Here is a 19,843-nt window from a genome sequence, read left to right on the forward strand (position 1 = left end):
AAAGAGACGGTGAAAGCTGGTTCTTCGACGGCTGGTTCTCGGATTCCAAGGACGACGACGCACCCGAGGCCCCGCGTACCGGCGGTGATCCGGTGCTGCCCAGCCGGGAGAAGCTTCCCCCGGGCAAGGCGGCGCCCAAGGCGAAGCGCGTTGGCGAGCTGACCGGGAAGCGGACCGCGAACGCCCGCTACTGGCAGCTGTCCGACGGCCGGGTGCAGGCCGAGGTGTCGGCCGTGCCGACCGGGTACCGGACGGGCAGGTCCTGGAAGGACATCGACCCGAGGGTCGTCCCGTCCGCGGCGGAGGGATTCGTCTTCGCCAACACGACGAACGCGGCGAGCAGCTGGTTCGGTTCGGACGCGGAGCGGCTGCTGCGCTTCCGGGCCGAGGGGCACACGGTGACCCTCGGCCTGAAGGGTGCGCGGAAGCTCGCGCCGGTGGCTCAGGGCGAGACGGTCACGTACAAGGATGCGCTGCCGGGTGCGGACCTGTCGTACGAGGTGGGCCCGGGGCGGGTGAAGGAGAACATCGTCCTGGACGCGAAGCCGTCCGGTCCGGTGTCGTTCACGTTCACCCTGGACGCGGGCGGGCTGACGCCGAAGGCGAACAAGGACGGTTCGGTCTCCTTCCACGGCGAGGGCGCGAACCCGGTCCTCGTCATCCCCGCCGCGTTCATGACTGACGCGGCGAAGGACGCCCGGGCTCCGTACGGATCCGCCTACAGCGGGAGCGTCACGCAGAAGCTCGTGCGGGCCGGCAAGGGCTGGAACCTGGTCGTCACGCCGGACGCGACGTGGCTGGCGGCGCCGGAGCGGCGTTACCCGGTCACGATCGATCCGACGCTCTCGATCGCGCCGACGCCCACGACGGCGCAGGACGTGATGATCTCGTCGGACGGCCCGACGACGAACTACGACGACAACTGGCGCCTGTCGGTCGGCAACACGAGTACGGGCACGTCGCGCGCGCTGATCAGGTTCCCGGTCGGCAGCATCCCGGCGGGCACGAAGCTCGACTCCGCGGATCTGAAGCTCTGGTTCGACCAGACGCACACCACCGGCGACGCCGAGGTGCAGCTGGAGGCGCACCGGGCCACGCAAGCCTGGTCGGAGTCCACGGCGACCTGGAACAGCGCGAACGCGATCACCGGCGAGCTGTCCGGCACCTCCGTGCTGGTGGACAACGGCGAGGCCGGGCGTACGGCGGCCGTGGGTGCCTGGCCGGCGTCGGGGAACACCGCGTACACGCAGTACGCGGTGAACCAGACGTACATGTACAACAAGGACTCGGTCGCGGGCGACACGTACACCTGGCAGCCGAGTCTTCCCGAGGACGGCACCTATCAGGTCGAGACGCACTACGTTCCCGCGTCGGACCGGGCCGCCGACACTCCGTACAGCGTGACCTACGACGGTGGGACGAAGGCCTACACGGTCGACCAGAAGGCAGGCACGGCCGGTGTCTGGAAGACGCTGGGCTCGCACCCCTTCAAGGCCGGCACGCTGGGCAAGATCGTCCTGGGGGACGGGCCCGCCTCGGCCACCACGTCGGTGATCGCGGACGCGGTGCGGTTCACCAAGGGCGGCGTGGTCACCAAGCAGCCCGGTGAGCTGAACACCTGGCACACCTTCCCCGTCACCAAGACGGTGCAGTCCTGGATCGACGGGACGAACGTCAACAACGGCTTCGTGATCAAGGCCGGTGACGAGTCCGCGAACGGCCCCAAGGGCGGTCCGCGCTACCAGGGCAGCGAGTTCGGGTACGGCGGCGAGACTGCCACCTACCCGCGTCTCGTGCTGACCTTCGGCCGTCAGGGCGTCGACCTGGCCGCCCCGACCACGATCCACGACACGGGCGCGGAGCTGTCCTGGTCGGCGTACCAGGCCAAGGACCCGATCGCGACCGGGGACGACCTGGTCGAGTACCAGGTCCACCGCTCGGTCAGCCAGACCTTCACCCCCTCGGCCGCCACCCTCGTGGCGCCCGTCGCGCCCGGCACGACGTCGTTCACCGACACCTCGGCGACGCCGACGAAGGCCGACGACGCCGACCCGTACGGCCGCGCCTACTACTACATGGTGGCGGTCAAGACGAAGGACGGGCAGGTCGTCGCCGCGCCGACGCAGCTCGTGCGTCTGCCGAAGGCCGGACGTACGACGAAGGTGCTCGCCGCGTCGCAGGACACCACGCTGTCCTCGGTCCAGTCGAGTACCCCGCACGACACCCTCGACGACAGCGGCCCGAAGAACTGGCTGTCCGTCGGCAACAACTCCGCCACGTACGGCGACACCCGCGCGCTGCTGAAGTTCCCGGCCCTCGGCATCCCTGCCTCCGCCCGGGTCCTGGACGCCAACGTGCGCCTGTGGTCCACGCAGACCACCCAGGACACCGCGGGTGCGGTCTACGAACTGCGGCCGCTGACCCGTGACTTCGACGAGGCCACCGCCACCTGGGCCAAGGCCGACGCCGGCACCGGCTGGACGACGGCGGGCGGTGACTTCGGTGCCGTCGTGGCCGACACGGGGGCGATGACGAACGACCCGGCGCGTCACGACTGGAACGTCACCTCGATGGCGCAGTCCTGGGTGGCCACCCCGGCCTCCCAGAAGGGCGTCGTCCTCAAGACGGCGGACGAGGCCGCGGCGCAGGAGCGCACCGTGTTCCTGTCGTCCGAGGGCACCGAGCCCAGGCTGGCTCCGAGGATCGTGGTCACGTACATCGACTCCACCACGGACTCGACGTACTACGCGCCGCAGACTCCCGCGCGCATGACGCCGAACAGCGACTACACGGTCGACTTCACCCTGACCAACACCACGGCCGCCACCTGGACCTCGGCCGACAACGTCCTGACCTACAGGTGGGCCCTGCCCGACGGCACGGACGTGACCACCGGCGGCAACCAGATCCGGACGGCGTTGCCGGCGAACGTCGCACCGGGCGGGTCGGTCGGCCTGCAGGCGCAGGTGAAGACGCCGATCAACTCGGACAACGGCAACAAGCGCACGGACTACGTCCTGACCTGGGACGTCTACAACAAGACGACGGGCACCTGGACGTCCGGCACCGCCGGCATTCCGGGCCTGAGCCAGAACGTGGCGGTGGAGGACCCCACCTCCAACGAGCTCGGCATGGAGAAGTTCTACTCCTACACGGGCAAGAACACCGGCGCCGGCTCGACCGTCATGAACAACCTGGCGTCCGGCAACAGCGTCTGGCAGTACAACGCGTTCACCAACCCGGGCCGCGGTGTCACCACCTTCGCCCGCTTCGTCTACAACAGCCAGGACACCTCCGACACGGTCTCCGGCTCCGGCTGGTCCTTCCAGGCATCCGGCCCGATCCGGCTCGGCGCTCCGCTGGAGTTCCACCCCAAGCCGAACCCGACCGAGATCCGTCTCCCCGACGGCGACGGCACCACCCACGTCTTCCGCTGGGACGCGGCGACGAGCGCGTGGAAGGCGCCGGCCGGCGTCCACTACAAGCTGACCGCGAAGACCGGTCTCGACTGCACTCCGCTGAAGGACCCGGTCCCCGACGCCTGGACGATGACCCGTCCCGACGGGAGCCGCTTCCTGTTCGGCTGCGACGGCTACCTGACGTCGCTGGTCGAGAAGAACGGCAACACCCAGACGTACACGTACGAAGAGCGGAAGTCGAACAACAAGCCGACCAAGTTCCTCAAGTACGTCACCGACCCGGCGGGCCGGCAGTCGCTGACGATCGACTACTACTCCAAGGCGGACGGCAACAACCCGAAGATCATCGACCACATCAAGTCGATGACCGAGATCTCGGGTCGCACGTTCACCTTCGAGTACTCCGACAAGGGTCTCCTCACCAAGATCACCGACGGCGCCGGTTCCAGCCAGCCGAAGGTCTTCGGCTTCGAGTACGACGCCACCCAGGGCAACAAGAACGTCAAGCTGGTCAAGATCACCGACCCGCGCGGCAACGCCACCGCCATGACGTACTTCTCGCCGCAGGCCGGTGACGACCCGAAGTACCACTGGTGGACCAAGACGATCACCGAACGTCTGCAGGGTGTCACCACCTTCGGCTATGCGGTCGACGCCGGGAACCCCAAGTTCGTCGACACCAAGGTGACCGACGCCCTGTCGCACGCGACCGACTACGTGTCGGACGACTTCGGCCGCCCGGTCCAGACGACCAACGCCAAGTCCCAGACCACGAAGATGAGCTGGGACGCGGACAACAACGTCACCTACCTGGAGGAGGCCAACGGGGCCAAGACCGCCTACTGCTACGACCAGAAGACGGGCTATCCGCTCTGGAAGCGCGACGCGGAGAGCAACAAGTCCGGTGTCCCGCCTCCGGGCGACTGCGCCCCCGGCACCTACCCGGCGAACTCGGCGCGCTACGCGTACGTGACCCGTCCGGACGGCTACGCGGTCGACCTGGCCACGAAGACCTCTCCGGAGGGCCGCACGTGGCAGTTCGGGTACGACTCCTTCGGCAACCTGAAGACGGTCACCGACCCCAAGGGCGTCGCCACCCCCACGGCCGGTGACTACACCACCGCCTACGAGTACAACGCCTACGGTCAGCTCACCAAGGCCACCGACCCCAACGGCAACCCGTCGACGACGAGCGACTTCGGTCCCACGGGCTACCCGGCGAAGATCACCGACGCCCTGGGGAAGACCACGTCCTTCGTGTACGACGTGCGCGGTCAGGTCACCGAGGTCACCGACGCGCTCGGCAAGAAGACCACGCAGACCTACGACACCTTCGGGCGTCCGAAGGAGAACACGGTCCCGAAGGACCAGAACGCGGGCGTGTTCATCACCACCCCCGCACCGGTCTACGACGCCAACGACAACGTCACCACGTCGACGGCGCCGAACGGGGCGGTCTCGACCGCCGTGTACGACGTCGCGGACCAGCTCGTCTCGGCCACGGCCCCGAAGGACACGCCGACGTCGCCCGAGCGGAAGACGTCCTACACCTACGACAAGGTCGGCAACCTGCGGACCGTCACCGAGCCGAAGGGCTCGCTGACGAGCTCGGACGCCACCGACTACGTCACCACCAACCATTACGACGAGATCTACCAGCTCACCTCGGCGGTCAACGCGGCCGGTGACAAGATCTCCTACGAGTTCGACGACGTCGGCAACGCCGTCAAGGTCGTCGACCCGAAGAAGAACGCCACCCCGGACACCACGGACTACACGTCCACGATGGCGTACGACCTGAACCACCGGCTCACCAGCTCCACGGACCCGGCGGGCAAGGTCAGTTCCCGCACCTACGACAAGGACTCCCTGGTCCTCACGGCCACGGACCCCGGGAACAGCACGACGACCCACACCTACGACGAGCGGGGCAAGCAGACCGAGGTCAAGGTCCCCTACGACGGGACGACGTTCCGCGTCACCCGCTACGAGTACGACCAGACCGGCAACACCACCAAGGTGATCACGCCGAAGGGCACGGCGACGGCCACCGCGGACGACTTCACCTCGCGCACCGAGTACGACGCGCTGAACCGTCCGGTCAAGCAGTACCAGCCCTACGACCCGGGCAACCCCGAGCACAACGACCCGAACGTCTACACGCAGACCGTGTACGACGCGGTGGGCCGGGTGGAACGGCAGTCGCAGCCGCCGTCGCAGGGCCAGACGGTCCGCAACGACAGCGTCATGGAGTACTACGACAACGGCTGGACGAAGAAGTCCAGCGATCCGTGGGACATCACCACGACGTACGACTACACCGAGCTCGGGCTGCAGAAGGCCCGTACCCTCACGTCGGCCGGCGGTTCCTCGGACCGCACCATGACGCAGTCGTACTACCCCGACGGCAAGCTGAAGTCCAAGTCGGACGACGGCGTGCCGGTCGGCCGGTCGGTCGTGCTCGTCGACAACTCCGACACCCAGCACACCACCGCCACCGGCACCTGGGCGACCGGCGGCACCACCGGTCAGCAGGGCTACGACCACCGCACCCACGCCTCCGGCACGGGCACCGACTCCTTCGCCTGGACGCTCAACATCCCGAAGGACGGCACCTACACCGCGTACGTGAGGTACCCGCAGGTCGCGGGCGCGTCCACGGCGGCGAAGTACACGCTGTCCCAGGGGACGACGACCCACCCGTCGGTCACCAAGGACCAGACGGCCGGCACCGGCACCTGGGTGACGCTCGGCTCCTACACCCTGAAGCAGGGCAACGACGCCAAGCTCAAGCTGGAGCAGAGCACGTCGGGCATCGTGGTCGCCGACGCGGTCAAGCTGGTCCGCAGCACGACCGGCGAGACGGACACCGAGAAGCGGACCTTCACCTACGGCTACGACGTCAACGGCAACGTGACGTCGATCGACGACACCTCCTCCGGTGCCGGCATCGACGCCTACACCATCGCCTACACCGGACTGAACAAGGTCCAGAAGGTGACCGAGGCCCTCGCGGGCCAGGAGAAGAAGGTCACGTCGTACACGTACGACGCCAACGGTCAGGCCGACACGGTCACGCACCCCGACCAGTTCTCGAAGTACACCTACGACCTGCGCGAGCTGGTCAAGTCGATCTCGGTCGGCAAGTCTGCGACGGACACGTCGCCGAAGGTCACCTCGTACACGTTCAACGACCGCGGCCAGCGGCTCAAGGAGACCAAGGCCAACGGCAACACGGTCGACCACACCTACCTCCTCGGCGGCGATCTGAGGTCGACCACGGAGAAGAAGGGCTCCGGGACGCTCGTCTCCTCGCACACCTACGCCTACGACCTGAACGGCAACAAGGCGCAGGACGTCGCGAAGAAGATGAACGCCGACAACCACACGGCGTACCTCGACGCGACCACCGACTACACCTACGACCCGGCGGGTCGGCTCACCCAGTCGGTCAAGACGGGCACCGGCGCGGGCACGGAGAAGTACGTCCACGACGACAACGCCAACGTCATCTCGCAGACGGTCAAGAACGTCACGACCGCCTACGAGTACGACCGCAACCGCCTGCTCCGGGCCACCACAGGGGGCTCGGCGGCCACCTACACCTACGACCCCTTCGGACGGCAGGAGTCCGTCACCTCGGGCGGGCAGGTCATCGAGAGGAGCGTGTACGACGGCTTCGACCACGTCGTGGAGTCCCAGAAGCGGGACGGCACCGGCGCGATGAAGTCGACGACGTTCACCTTCGACCCGCTGGACCGCACCGCCTCGAAGACGGTCGACGGCAAGAAGACCGACTTCCACTACCTCGGCCTGTCCGGCGAGGTGCTGAGCGAAGAGGTCGCCGGGCAGCTCACCAAGTCGTACCAGTACAGCCCGTGGGGCGAACGGCTGTCCCAGGTCAAGCACAACACCGACGGCACCGGCGAGGACGGCTTCTACGGCTACAACTCGCACAGCGACGTCGAGACGCTGACCGACAAGAACGGCGACACCAAGGCGACGTACGGCTACACCGCCTACGGCTCCGACGACCAGTCGGAGTTCACGGGCATCGACAAGCCGGACGCCACGGATCCGACGAAGCAGGAGTACAACCCCTACCGCTTCAACGCGAAGCGCTGGGACGCCCAGTCGGGCACGTACGACATGGGCTTCCGCGACTACAGCCCCGGGCTCAACCGCTTCACCACCCGGGACATGTACAACGGCGCCCTGGCCGACATGAACCTGGGGGCGGACCCGTTCACCGGCAACCGCTACGCCTTCGCCGGCGGCAACCCCACCAGCTTCGTCGAGCTGGACGGCCACTTCGCCTTCGCGATCCCGGCCATCTGGTGGGCCGGCGCGGCTCTGGTCACCGCCCTGTACGCGGCCACGCCCGAGGGACAGAAGAACCTCTCGGACGCGGCGACGGCGATCGGCCAGATGATCCCGACAGCGGAAGAGGCGTCCTCGTCCAGCGCGTCCAGCGGGACCAGCACGGCGCCCACGCCGTCCCCGTCGCCGGGATCGGCTCCCACACCGCCCGGCAGCGGCCCGCAGGGCTTCCACACCGGGAAGGCCGTCTCCGACCTGGTCCGGCTGTTCGCGCGCCTGGCCCCCTCGGCCGAGGAGGACAACTCTCCTCAGCGCAAGGCGATCGACGGCGCCGGTGAGGAGAGCCGCAAGTGCCAGAGTTCGTCCGGGCCGAGCCTCGTGTGGAACACCCCGGTCGACACACAGGGGCGCGCCACCGGTGGATTCGCCTGTCTGGACCCCTCCCAGCCGGCCAGCCTGGACAACACGGGTCCGCAGAACCCGCGCGGCTGGGACCTCCAGGACGAGGCCGACGACTGGAACCGCGCCCACCTCATCGCCCGTGAGTTCGGCGGCAGTCACTACCGGGAGAACATCGTCCCGACGACCATGTACCAGAACCAGAAGGAGGGCATGCGGACCGTCGAGTACGAGATCGAAAGGCGTCTCAAGCTCGGAGAGAAGGTCTACTACCAATCCGTCCCGGTGTACGCCCCGGGCTATGTGAACCCGATCGGCGTGCACATGTACGTCTCGAGTTCATCGGGGGCGTTCTCCCGGCTGATACCCTCCGGAGTCCACGACTGACGGGCCCGGGCGCCACTGAAGCCGTGAGTCCCCCGAGGGGCTGAAACGGCGCAGAAGAGGCGGTGGGGTGAGCGGCGTCGGCCGCCGCCCCACCGCCGTTGCCGTCAAGGAAGGAACACATGAATCATCTCGACGTCGTCCGGCTGCTGGGTCTCGACGCCCCGGTGCGGCCGGAGGGAGAGGGGTACGGCCAGATCGTCCCCGAGGACTTCGAGTTGCTGGTCCAGGTCCTGCCGCAGGGGGTGATCGCGTCCTCCCTGCTGCTCGGAGGGACCGAACTCCCGGTGCGCTCCCTGGAGGACTTCACCCGGGACACCGCGCTGCGCATCGCGGACATGGAGGAGGCCCTGCAGAGCCGCGAGCAGGAGCTCTGGCTGCCGCTGCACCCGCGGCCCCGCGGCATGGTGCCCTGGGGGCGCACCGCCAACGACGGCGTGCTGCTGTGGGACACCACCTCCGCGGACACCGCGGACTGGACGACCGTCCTCACGGACACCGACTTCCAGTTCTGGCTGGACCTTCCCTTCTCCGCTTCGGAGTTCGTCGCGCGGGCCGTCGCGGGACGTGCCGAGGGGACGCCCGCCCTCGAGACGTACCAGGAGTACGAGTCGGGAACGTTCTGGAAGGTCGCCGAGGACAAGCGCGCGACGGCCATGGTGCTGGCGAACCGCGACATCGGGGCGGTCGAGGAGATCCTCGCCCGCGTGCGGAGCATCGGCGTTCCCGGCGTCCGGCAGTACGCGGAGGAGCTGCTCGGCCGGGCGGGGGAGTCGTTCGGCGCGCTTCCGGAGGACTACCTGGCGATCATGGGGGAGTTCCCCGGCGGCGTCGTCGCCGGCGTACGGGTCTTTCCCGCCGCGGGCGGTACGGGAACCCCGGGGCTGCGCCGGCTGGACGAGGACGGGCTGTTCCTGCAGTGGGGCGAGGTCGGTGGCCGTGCCTTCGGCTGGCTCACCGCCAAGGGCGCCCCCGAGGAGTGGCGCGTGGCCTACATCGAGCCGGACGCGTCGGCGCTCACGTGCCTGGAGGACCAGACGTTCGCCACGTTCCTGCGACGCCGGCTGCGGGGCGACCACTCGCTGTTCTGACCACCGGCCGGCCTGTCGCCGAGCGGTGGCGGCCGAGGCGGACGGCCTGTGCCACGACGTCCACCGGAGCTTGCGATCCCTCCCTGCGCAGGGCGAGCGAGAGGCGCCTGACGGGCGAAAGCCCAGGTCAGGCGCCTCTTCTCGTGCACATAGAAAAGCCCGAGCTTCTTCGGCGAGTGCTGACCAGCAGGTTTGTGCTGTGCTGGTGGTACACGCCTCGAGCGGCCGCTGACCAGCGGAAAAGACCACGATTCGGCCAAGCCGCAGGCGGCTGGTCCGCGTATGGCCCGGATCTCGGTCGGCAGGGAGTGGACCCCTGACCGACGGCCCGGAGGGGCGAGTCGGCACACGGACGAGTGGCGGTGCCGACAGATCTCCACGGAGCATGCCTCGATCTGGCCGCCGCTCCTGCGTGTGCGAGGTCCGCGGCGCGGTGACTTCGATCCTTGGCGCCCTTCGCGGGTGACCGCCGCGTTGACTTTGTCCGCAGTCCTGCGTGATCAGGATGTTGCGCCCCTCCGCCACTCCATCGAGCGCCGGCATCTGGCCAGGACGGCGCGATCCCGGGAACGACCCGGCTCGCGCAGGGATCACCCGGTGACCGAGGCGACGTTACCTGTGGGAGAGCGGAACACTCCCTGTCGCGCGGGGACCACCGCCGAGGTCGACCAGATGCTCACTGCCGACGTGGAACATCCCCGCTCGCGCGGTGGAGGCCGCGGCCGGGATGGAGCCCGTGGTCGACTCCATCGGCGGCGGCGTGGGCCTTCTCCGGTAGCTGGGCGTGGCGGTCCTCGCCTACACGGGCGCAGCCAAGACGTGACCCGTTCGTGAGCCCGACGGTACGTATGCGTGCGCAGCCCGGCCAACTCCTCCAAGGCGGCCCAGGGCACCGCTACGCTCTCGGCGCCGGCCTCCCGGGATCCGCCCTGGGGGTCACACCATGGGCGGTGGGGGCTGGGCTTGGCCTGCTGCGTTCATCCCGGTACGGGTCGCCCTCAGCACCGCCTTCATGTCGTACTCGTCGCTACGCCGGAGGAAGATGATCTTGGAGAGCGCGATCAGACTCGGGCCGCACAACAGGATCGACAACCACCATCGGTCCTGTGCGACGAACACCCCGGCGCCGAGCATCGCGATCGCCACGACGCCACCCGTGATCAGCGTGGCCATATATCGCTTGTGGGACCGCCCGTCACGGGCTTCACGAGAAGCGCGCTCTGAGGCTTCACGAGTTGTCTGGGCAGCTCGCTCCGCATCCTCCCGCTGTATCTCCAGCCGGATCGTGCGCTCCTTGTGCTCCCGCTTGAGCTGCGGCTCCAGTGCTTTGAGGGCCACCTCCAGCTGATGCGGATCCAGGCGGGAACCCCACTGTGCGGCGATGTTCAATCCCAGCGACAGGACCGGGTCTTCTGTGGTCTTGGGCGAGGGAAGGGACCCTTGCTCCTCCGTGGTCACTGTTTGACCCCTCCGCCGCCACTCGAAGCGGGCGAGTAGTTGTCGATTTCGGATTCCTCGGGAGGTGGCCCGAGGCGGACGAAGAGCATGGCCAAGGCGTGGTCGATTGAGCTTGCGGCGTCGACGGCGACCGATGCCCGCTCGGCTGGCGAGAGGTCTGCCGAGTCTTCGGCCGCAGGTGTTCGAGGAGAAGGAGCCGGCTTGCGCTGCCCATAGCGGGGTGCTGCTCGGTCAAGGCGCATGCGGAGCGCTCGTAGGAGCGTGTCGCTCGCCAGGTCGGGATGTGGCGGGGCGAGGAATCCAGAAGCCGGCACATTGGCGGACAGGAAAGCATGGACGCGGATGGGTACCTCGCTGCCGAAACTCTCTGCCTTCGGCAGGAAGTCGATCAGGCGCTTGAGTGACTCTTCAGATAGTTGCCCCAGTGCCAACTCCCATCCCCGCGGCAACTCTTCCTCGTGCTCCAGGCCGTCACGGCCGGGCATGGGCAGTGGGACGAGTCCGAAGTCCCTGGGGTGGATTGTTGGGTCTGCAACTTCTTCGTGCTCCACTCCATCCGGCGGGTTGTCCGAAAGACGCTTGATCAGTTGCTCTAGCCTCGCGACCCGTTGCTTCACGACCTGGTCCTCGGCCGCTGACCCCCTCTTGCCGAGGAGGTGTACGAGCGTTTCGATCAACGAGTGCGCATCTTCGTCGGGACTTCGTGCGAGAAAGGCGAGCTGGCCGGCCAACCCCTCTGGGACGAACTCCATCGCCTCCGACCACCCGATCGGGAGCTCGCGCACTCGGGTGATCTGGACTGAGGGGCGAGAGAGGAGCGATCTGATGAGTACTGCCAGGCGCAGCGACACATCCTCCCACTGTTGATCATCCCGAAGTCCTTCGGGCGTGGGGCGAGCATCTGAGGCGGTCCGCTGAGCGGAGCGTGGGGGCGTCTTCGAGCGTGATCGGAAGGTGAGCCACATGGCCAAGGCGGCCGTACCGGTGGTGGCTATGGCGGCCCCCGCGCTCACGATCGACGCGACGTCCATGCATCCCTCCCGCACGTGATCTGAATGACTCACGGTACCCAGCCCCGCAGCGGTTGGTAGTCGATACGTGGATTCTTTCTGGGGAGGGGTCGGGGTTGTCCTGGAGCCGTAGCGGGCGTCGGTGCTCGTGACGCGATCTGGTGTTCGCTGTGATCAGAAATCGCCCTCTGGCCGGCGAGTTGTATGTCGCGGGGCACCCGTCGGCGCGTGCTCTACATGCTCCGCCGACCATCAGGAGGCCCGCGTTCCGTCAGGGGGCGACATGATCACTCTGCCTGAGATCGCCCTGCTCGGCTTCACCGGATACCGTGCGACGCGGCTCGCAGTCCACGACGCCATCCGACGCCATCCTCGACCCCGTCCGCGACCTCATCCACAGCTGGCACGAGCGCAACGGGGACAGCGGCCCACGCACCTTCGTGGTGTCGCTGATCTCCTGCGTCCACTGCATGGGCTGGTGGATCTCCGGCGGCTCCTTCGGGAGTACCGCCGCGGCACCTCGCGGTCGCCGGGGAGGGCCCAGATCGACGGCGCCCCCGTCGCCAGCCCGGCTCCCGCCGACAACGCCACCGACTCGGCTGTCTCCCTGGACCCGATCGCGATCCGCGTGTGGGACCCGAGCCCGGAGCACCATCTGGAGGCCGACTCCCCGGTCGTCGCGAGCCTCTCGGTGCTGGAAGAGCTGCGCCTCCTCGGCGCGGCCGTCCGGGCCATCACGCACGGCGTACAACGCGCACGCCCGCCTGGACATCTCCCAGGCGTGGGGCGACGGCTCCAGGGTCGCCGCGGACGGCACGCACATGGACACCTACTTCAACAACCTGCTGTCCGAGACCGCGGTGCGGTACGGCAACTCGGGCGGCATGGTCTATCGCCACATCTGGGGCATGTGCATCGCGCTGTTCACGCACTTCATCCCGCGCGGCGCATGGGAGGCCGACTACATCATCGAGGGCCTGCTGAAGAGCACGTCCGAGGTGAAGCCGGCCACGGTGCACGCAGATACGCGGGGCCAGTCGTTCCCGGTCTTCACGCTCGCCCACCTGCTGGGCTTCGACCGGATGCCGCGCATCAGGAACTGGAAGGACCTCACCTCTCCCAGTGGATCGGCGTCGGCCAAGGCGGCGTCATCACCGACAACGACTCCGTCGAGCAGGAGAAGAAGCGAAGTTCAACGCGTTGCTCACGAACGCGTGATCTTCCACAACGCCCTGGACATTGCCGAGATCGTGCGCCAGCTCCAGGAGGAGGGCCAGGTCATCGATTCCGAGGACCTGGCCCACATCTCTCCTCAACTGACCGAGCCCATCCGCCACTTCGGCGAGTGCCCACCCACGGACTCGGCCTTGAACCTGAGGCGTACGACCCGCACCTGGACGTCGACTTCAGCCCGCTCCGCGGCGACGACTCGCCCGTCCCGTCCCGTCCCGCCTCGCACGGCTACGGCCAAGCGGCCTGATCAGGCGAAGCCGGGCGACAGCCCGTCCGGGACCTCACGGGGGACCAGCGAACGAGGTCATCTGCGTGGAGCCGGCCTGCACGGAGCTACTTGGATTCGACCCGTCCGAACGGGTTGGGGTCGGCCGTCACCGCGTCGCGGGCCGCCTGCCAGGCGGAGTCCCCGGGGTAGAGCTCGCTGCGCAGGTAGGCCCAGGCGAGCGTGGCGAGGGCGGCGACCCGCTCGGGGTTCTCGTCCGTGGTTTCGGCGACGTCGTATCCGGAGATCCCTCCGAGCCCGTGCTCCGCGTCGAACAGGGTGAGCAGGGACTTGGGGCCGGGGGAGAGGACGTAGGGGTCGGTGTGCCATTCGGGGCCGCTGACCGTCAGGAATGCGGAGTCGTCCTTGTCTCCTGCGACCACCAGCGCGGGTGTCGTCATCGTGGAGAAGTCGGTGGTCAGGAAGAAGGAGTAGTTCTCGACGGTGAACTCGGTGAGGGCGTCGCCGCCCCGGCCGGGCGGGGCGAGCAAGACGCCCGCCTTGATCCGGGGATCGGCCAGGTTCACCGTCGTTCCGTCGTCGGGATCGGTGAGCCGGGCGCCGAGCAGCAGGCTCGCGGTGTGCCCGCCCATGGAGTGTCCGGCGACGGCGACCCGGCTCGGGTCGATGTGACCGGCGAGATGCGGGACGGCGTCCTCGATCACGTCGAGCTGGTCCAGGACGCGCGTCATGTCCTCGACCCGGGTGCGCCAGTGTGCGACGGCCCCGGGGCCGTCGTGCTCCAGGCTCAGCGTCCTGGAATCCAGGTGGGTGGGCTGGATCACGACGAAGCCGCGTGCGGCCCAGAAGTTCGCGAGCGGGGCGTAGCCGTTCAGCGAGGAGAGGTTGTTGGAGAAGCCGAGACCGTGCGAGAGGAGGATGACCGGCAGCTCGCTCCCGGTCATCGGCGCGGAGATGCGCACCTGGAGGTCCACGGCGCGGCCGGGGGCCGACAGCACCACCGGGCTGACCGAAAGGACGGGGGTGGGCGAGTGGAGGGTGTCGGCTGTGAAAGCAGGTTCACTCATGAGGAGCATGCCCTTCGATGACCCCCGCCGCCGTCCGCGGACGGCGGCGGGTATGGCGGAGTGCCCGCAGTCAGCTAACCTGAAAGCGGATCCTTGTTCCGTTTAAGATATGGAACGCTGATCCGTTTCGTCAACGGCCCCCGGAAGGAGAGCGTGATGCCCACAGCAGGCCCGGCCAAAGGAGCGTCCGCCCGCAGCAAGCGAGCGGACGCGATGCGCAACCAGCAGACGCTGCTCGACGCAGCCGCGGAGGTGTTCGTGACGGCGGGGATCGACGCGCCGATCCGCCAGATCGCCGCCCGGGCGGGTGTCGGACTGGGGACGCTCTACCGTCACTTCCCCACCCGGGCGGACCTGGTCACCGCCGTCTATCACCATCAGATCGAGGCCTGCGCCGAAGCCGGCCCGAAGCTGCTGGCCGATGCCGACTCCCCGTTCGACGCGCTGCGCCAGTGGGTCGACCTCTTCACCGACTTCCTGGTGACCAAGCACGGACTCGCCGACGCCCTCCAGTCCGACAGCGACCGCTTCGCCACGCTGCACACCCACTTCCTCGACCGGCTGATGCCCGTCTGCGCGCAGCTGCTCGACGCCGCCGTCGCCGCCGGCGAGATCAGGCCCGGCACGCAGCCGTACGAGCTCATGCGCGGTATCGGCAACCTCTGCATCGGGCGCGACAGCGACCCCCGCTACGATCCTCGAAGGCTGATCGAACTGCTCCTTCAGGGGCTGCGGCTCTCATAGAAGAGCGGTAGGGCCGAGGAACACCGAATCGATTCGCAGGACTTGGTCTCGCTCGCAGGTGGGATCGGGGTGCTTCTGAGAATCGTCGGTGACAGCATCCGTCCGGTCGGCATGACGGTCCCTCACGCGGCTTCCCCGAGCGCATCGGATACGCAAGGTGCCCTCCGTGAAGACCAGCACCCGGGTACGCGTGAGGCCCCAGTTCGAGGCCGCGCTCGCGCTGGCCCGCCAGATCAATCACCGTCTACGAGATGAAGCGCCTCGGCCGTGCACGCCGCCGCACTCACCGCCCACGGCCTGGTCCTGGAGATGTTCGCCGGGCCTCTGCCCGGCAGGTCCGACCTCAGCGGCCGGGGCCGGCTGCTGTTCGCGTTCTTTGCGTTCTTCGCGGCGATGGTGGAGACCGAGCGGGGGAGCATCCGGGAGTCGCCCCTCGAAGGGCTCGACGCGGAGGCCCGCAAGGGCAAGCACGGTGGGGGCCCGCCCGTTATCACCCGACGACATGCTGCAGCGGCGGCTGACCTGCCGCTGCCAGGCGCTGACGACCCTGGCCCACCTTCGCTGCGGTCACGCCTTCGCCGGGCTCGCAGCCAGATTCCGCGTGGACCTGCCCCCAGACGTACCGACGCGCGAAGTCAAATGCCAGGCTGCAGGGGAACGTCTGATCGCACGAGGCGGACTTGAGCGGCTGGTATGCGGCCGGGCAGGTAGACGAATCCGTTGCCGTTGTCGAGGAGCAACCCCTCGCCGATGCCGTCCACGGACCAGATTGGGTGCCGATCCGTCGCCGCCGAGCGGTGAGCTCCTGCCGCAGCAGTCGTCGTGCGGAAGTGGACAAGCCCCGTCCGGACGGGCCTCTGGACCGGCCGAGAGCCAGGTTGCGGAGCCCCCTTTCCGGGCCCCGGCCGCATGCTGGTGGGCCCGCACGACGGTCGAGTCGGCTCGTCCTTCGGTTTCCCTGCTCGGGCCGACCAGACCAATGCGCCGTAGTGAGTGGAGTGTTCGGCCCAAGCCTTGTCCATCTTCGGGTCGTAGAGGTCGGGCTTGTCGATGTCGGTCTTCAGGTTGTCACTGGGACGAGCCGGCGAGGGGCGCCGCCGAAGGAGCGGAAGGCTGCGACGTGCGCTCCGTCCATGCGCGCTGGTCCAGGTGCAACACCGGCCGGACGAACATGTGCCGCGAACGCGGCAGCACCATCACGAACGCCCAGACCCGGTGGCGTTTGCCGGTCCGCGGATCGAGCCACGGCCCGAGGAAGCCGTAGTCGATCTGGGCCTCCGATCCGGGCTCGATGTCGTCGCGCAACACGGTGCCCTGCTACTTCGCCACCTCGTCCGACAGGGTCGCGTGCACCCAGCGGCGGAACGAGGAGATCGACACCTCCCCGGGGAACCACTCCCTGATCAGCTTCGACCGGTCGGCCTCGCTCATCGCCGGGCCGCCCGGGCTGATCCCGGCTGCTTCCGCCGGAGCCAGGTACTTCCCGACCCCAGGTCGGGCGGTTTGAGCGTCACGTACCCGAGATCGCCGGACGGTACGGCCTCGACGTCGACGCCGAGTGCTTGACCGCGTCCCTCGACGCGTACGCGCGGGGCTGATCGCGGCCGGTGTCGGGCACGAGTGCCGGCTGCCGTCGAAGGTCCTCACTAACTGCGTGAGAGCCGCCGCGGACTCAGGTGCGTCGCCTGTGCTCACTGCCGACACCGAGGACGACAGTCAGCGGAGGCCGCCGCCATGCAGCCACCCGGCCGGGAAGCAGTCGTCGTGCGTGCGCCTCAGGTTCGGTTCAGTCGCCCACCCGGCCGGTGTCGTACGCCCACATCGCGATCTCGACCCTGTTTCGGGCGCCGATTTTGGTCAGCAGGCTGGCGACGTGGGTCTTGGCGGTCGTCAAGCCGATGAACAGCTCGGCGGCGATCTCGGCGTTCGTGCGGCCACGGGCGACCAGCATCAGTACCTCCTCCTCGCGTTCGGTGAGCGGCTCGATCGGTTGGGTCCGTCGGCTCGACGGTTCCCTGGCGGCGAGGGTGGCCAGCAGCCGCCGGGTGATGTTCGGCGCGATCAGGGCATCGCCGACGGCGGCGGCATGGACGGCCTGGACGAGCAGCTCCGGCCCGGCGTCCTTGAGCAGAAAGCCTCGGGCACCGGCCCTGAGCGCGCCCTGGATGTACTCGTCGAGGTCGAATGTAGTGAGCACCACTACCGCGATGGGGTCCGGAACGCCCCGCCCTGCGAGGAGCTTGGTCACCTCGATGCCGTCGAGCCCGGGCATCTGGATGTCGACCAGGCACACGTCGGGGCGGAGGCGATGCGCCAGCTCGACCGCGGCGTGGCCGTCGGCGGCCTGGCCGACGACCTCGATGTCGGGCTGCGCTTCAAGAATCATCGACAGGCCGGTGCGCACCAGATCCTGGTCGTCGGCCACCAGTACGCGCACCGTCATCGGCGTACCTTCGTCGGCAGTTCGGCGTCGACCGTCCATCCGCCCTCGGGCGCCGGCCCGGCACGCAGCGTGCCGCCGAGCAACTGCACGCGCTCGGTCATCCCCAGCAGCCCGAAGCCGTGGTGCACCGACCGCGCCGGGTCGATCTGTCCGTCGTCGGTCACGCGTAGTCGCAGCCTTCCCGCGCCCCCGACGACCTGGATCTCCACACGCGAGGCGTTGCGGGCGTGCCGCAGGGCGTTGGTCAGCGCCTCTTGCGCCAGCCGGTAGACCGCCGCGTCGACCTGGGGCGGAAGTTCGGCCAGGTCATCAGGCAACTCTACGTCGACGACCGGGACCGGGGCGCGTCGGGCGAGGGACCCCAGGTCGGCAACGCCGGGCTGGGGGGCGTACTCCGCCGGCGCCCCGTCGCGCAGCACCCGGACCATCGCCCGCATCTCCGTCAGCGTCCGCGACGCTTCCCCTTCGATGACCGCCAGCGCCTCGAGTGCCGCTTCAGGTCGCTGCCCGGCCATCGCCCGGCCCGCCTGCGCCTGCACGGCGATCGCCGAGACGTGGTGGGCGACCATGTCGTGCAGCTCGCGCGCGAGGGCGACCCGCTCCTCGCTGCGGCTCTGGGCCAACGCCCTGCGCCAGCTCTCGGCGCGGTAGCGGAACGCCGCGCCGCCCGCCGCGGCCGCCAGGACGGCGAACCCGCCGATGATGTCGGCCGGCCCGGTGTAGTCGGCGACCGTACCGATTCCCGCAGCGACCGTCACCACCGCCAGGCCGATCACGATCTCGCGCCCTGAGCCCCAGCGGACCAGCGCGTAGACGAGCACCAGGATGTAGATCATCATGTCGAGGCCCACGCTCGGGGCCCCGCCCAGCAGGCTCGCCAGTCCCAACGCCATCACGGTGCCGAAGGCCACCACGACACAGGCCAGTGGGTGGGTACGCCGCCACAGCAGCACCGGCGCAAGTCCGACCGCCACGATCGTCGCCAACGGCCGCCAGGCGACGTCGTCCCGGAGGACCCCCTCCAGCAGCGCCGTCACCATCAACACCCCGACCAGCACCCAGTCGCGCGACACCCGTTCGGGAGCGTCCGTGGCGCGGGGCTCGGCCCACAGGGAACTCAGGGCGTTGGTGGTCACACACTCAGTCTAGGGACCGCCGAGGCGTCGGGGACCGACCGAAAGAACGAGACACCGCTCCTTCCAACGGCCGAGGTGGGTCCGGCCTCGACGCCGATGTCCCCGCCGCCGGGCCCAGCGATCGTGGAGCTACCGACCTCACCACGACAACGGAGCGTACGATGAGAACACGTCAACCCACCGCCACGCTGGAAGACCCGCGGATCCCGGTGAGAGTCAAACTCGCCGCAGCGTGGACAAGCTTCATGTTTCTCTACGCCTACGTGGACATTCTCGCCTTCTTCAAGCCCGGTGTCATCGATGACATCGAGGCCGGCGTCGTCTGGGAGTTCGACATCAGCCAGACGTTGTTGACCACCTTCCTGGCGCTCATGGCGATTCCGATCCTCATGGTCGTGCTGTCGATGACGCTGCCCGCCCGGGCGAACCGCATCACGAACCTCATAGTGGCCTCGATACAGGTCCCCTTCGCGGCGTTCAACGCGGTGGGCGAGTCCTGGACGTACTTCTACGGCCTTGGCGTCGCACTGGAAGTGATCGTTCTCGCCCTCATCCTGCGGTACGCCTGGACCTGGCCCCGCACCACACCGTCGGCGCCCCTGGCGACCGGCCCGGACCGCGAACCCGTTCGTGCCCAGCAGCAAGCGTGAACCCGAGAGCAGTCCCCGTCCTGTGCGGAGCCATCTGCCTCGGTGCCGCGTCATCGACCTCCTGGCGGTGGGACCCTTTCGACGGGTGGGCAGGAAGAAGCGGTAGAGAAACCACCATCTCCGGATTCCCCGGTTGGGCCAACCGGGGAATCCGGCGAGCATCCTCAAGGGCCGACTCCCGCGCTCAGTCACCCGTGACCCCAGGGACCGCCATAAGAAGCCGTGACCCCAGGGACCGCCACAAGAAGCCGTGACCCCAGGGA

11 protein-coding genes and 2 pseudogenes are annotated in these 19,843 nt (G+C 68.5%); 6 read left to right on the forward strand and 7 right to left on the reverse strand.

Features of this window, described 5'->3' with window-relative positions:
• Positions 1-881 precede the first annotated feature (881 nt).
• The gene (locus ACFQ79_RS11430) at positions 882-8,525 is read left to right on the forward strand and encodes a DNRLRE domain-containing protein (protein ID WP_383581695.1); all 7,644 of its coding nucleotides are present in this window, start codon (positions 882-884) and stop codon (positions 8,523-8,525) included.
• Positions 8,526-8,644: 119 nt separating this feature from the next.
• Positions 8,645-9,613: a hypothetical protein gene (locus ACFQ79_RS11435; protein WP_383581563.1), complete on the forward strand. Its 969-nt coding sequence runs from the start codon at positions 8,645-8,647 to the stop codon at positions 9,611-9,613.
• A gap of 936 nt (positions 9,614-10,549) precedes the next feature.
• On the opposite strand, the gene ACFQ79_RS11440 is transcribed toward ACFQ79_RS11435, so the two are convergent.
• Together ACFQ79_RS11440 and ACFQ79_RS11445 are read right to left on the reverse strand one after the other, a co-directional pair.
• Positions 10,550-11,071: a hypothetical protein gene (locus ACFQ79_RS11440; protein ID WP_383581565.1), complete on the reverse strand. Its 522-nt coding sequence runs from the start codon at positions 11,069-11,071 to the stop codon at positions 10,550-10,552.
• Entirely contained in the window at positions 11,068-12,102 is a 1,035-nt protein-coding gene (locus ACFQ79_RS11445) for a hypothetical protein (protein WP_383581567.1), read from the reverse strand. The genes ACFQ79_RS11440 and ACFQ79_RS11445 overlap by 4 nt, the downstream gene beginning before the upstream one ends.
• Positions 12,103-12,551: 449 nt before the next feature.
• On the opposite strand from ACFQ79_RS11445, the pseudogene ACFQ79_RS11450 reads away from it, so the two are divergent.
• Positions 12,552-13,367 (forward strand): annotated as a pseudogene (locus ACFQ79_RS11450) (Tn3 family transposase); the annotation flags it as partial.
• 59 nt (positions 13,368-13,426) lie between these two features.
• Entirely contained in the window at positions 13,427-13,561 is a 135-nt protein-coding gene (locus ACFQ79_RS11455; protein WP_383581705.1) for a hypothetical protein, read from the forward strand.
• An 86-nt stretch (positions 13,562-13,647) separates the two neighbouring features.
• Here ACFQ79_RS11455 and ACFQ79_RS11460 read toward each other — a convergent pair whose 3' ends face one another.
• Positions 13,648-14,607 carry an alpha/beta hydrolase family protein gene (locus tag ACFQ79_RS11460; protein WP_383581569.1) on the reverse strand — a complete coding sequence of 320 codons (960 nt, stop codon included), beginning with the start codon at positions 14,605-14,607 and terminating at the stop codon, positions 13,648-13,650.
• Between the two features lie 156 nt (positions 14,608-14,763).
• On the opposite strand from ACFQ79_RS11460, the gene ACFQ79_RS11465 reads away from it, so the two are divergent.
• Entirely contained in the window at positions 14,764-15,351 is a 588-nt protein-coding gene (locus ACFQ79_RS11465; RefSeq protein WP_383581571.1) for a TetR/AcrR family transcriptional regulator, read from the forward strand.
• 808 nt (positions 15,352-16,159) lie between these two features.
• On the opposite strand, the pseudogene ACFQ79_RS11470 reads toward ACFQ79_RS11465, so the two are convergent.
• From ACFQ79_RS11470 to ACFQ79_RS11485, 4 genes and pseudogenes are all read right to left on the reverse strand, one after another.
• Positions 16,160-16,290, reverse strand: a pseudogene (locus ACFQ79_RS11470) (IS5/IS1182 family transposase); the annotation flags it as partial.
• A 129-nt stretch (positions 16,291-16,419) separates the two neighbouring features.
• On the reverse strand, positions 16,420-16,659 hold the full coding sequence (locus ACFQ79_RS11475) for a hypothetical protein (protein ID WP_383581573.1): 240 nt from the start codon (positions 16,657-16,659) through the stop codon (positions 16,420-16,422).
• A gap of 478 nt (positions 16,660-17,137) precedes the next feature.
• On the reverse strand, positions 17,138-17,794 hold the full coding sequence (locus ACFQ79_RS11480; RefSeq protein WP_383581575.1) for a response regulator: 657 nt from the start codon (positions 17,792-17,794) through the stop codon (positions 17,138-17,140).
• A complete protein-coding gene (locus ACFQ79_RS11485; protein ID WP_383581577.1) occupies positions 17,791-18,930 on the reverse strand; it encodes a sensor histidine kinase in 1,140 nt (379 codons plus the stop codon). Before ACFQ79_RS11485 ends, ACFQ79_RS11480 begins: the two co-directional genes overlap by 4 nt.
• Positions 18,931-19,091: 161 nt before the next feature.
• On the opposite strand from ACFQ79_RS11485, the gene ACFQ79_RS11490 reads away from it, so the two are divergent.
• The gene (locus ACFQ79_RS11490) at positions 19,092-19,580 is read left to right on the forward strand and encodes a DUF6326 family protein (protein ID WP_383581579.1); all 489 of its coding nucleotides are present in this window, start codon (positions 19,092-19,094) and stop codon (positions 19,578-19,580) included.
• The last annotated feature ends 263 nt before the right edge of the window (positions 19,581-19,843 follow it).

This window comes from Streptomyces sp. NPDC056480 (assembly GCF_042795405.1).
GTDB lineage: Bacteria > Actinomycetota > Actinomycetes > Streptomycetales > Streptomycetaceae > Streptomyces.

Excerpts from the sequence above, each read along its gene's own strand:
- ACFQ79_RS11430 (WP_383581695.1), top strand. The coding sequence starts at position 882 with ATGATCTCGTCGGACGGCCCGACGACGAACTACGACGACAACTGGCGC.
- ACFQ79_RS11435 (WP_383581563.1), top strand. The coding sequence starts at position 8,645 with ATGAATCATCTCGACGTCGTCCGGCTGCTGGGTCTCGACGCCCCGGTG.
- ACFQ79_RS11445 (WP_383581567.1), bottom strand. The coding sequence starts at position 12,102 with ATGGACGTCGCGTCGATCGTGAGCGCGGGGGCCGCCATAGCCACCACC.
- ACFQ79_RS11460 (WP_383581569.1), bottom strand. The coding sequence starts at position 14,607 with ATGAGTGAACCTGCTTTCACAGCCGACACCCTCCACTCGCCCACCCCC.
- ACFQ79_RS11465 (WP_383581571.1), top strand. The coding sequence starts at position 14,764 with ATGCCCACAGCAGGCCCGGCCAAAGGAGCGTCCGCCCGCAGCAAGCGA.
- ACFQ79_RS11480 (WP_383581575.1), bottom strand. The coding sequence starts at position 17,794 with ATGACGGTGCGCGTACTGGTGGCCGACGACCAGGATCTGGTGCGCACC.
- ACFQ79_RS11490 (WP_383581579.1), top strand. The coding sequence starts at position 19,092 with ATGAGAACACGTCAACCCACCGCCACGCTGGAAGACCCGCGGATCCCG.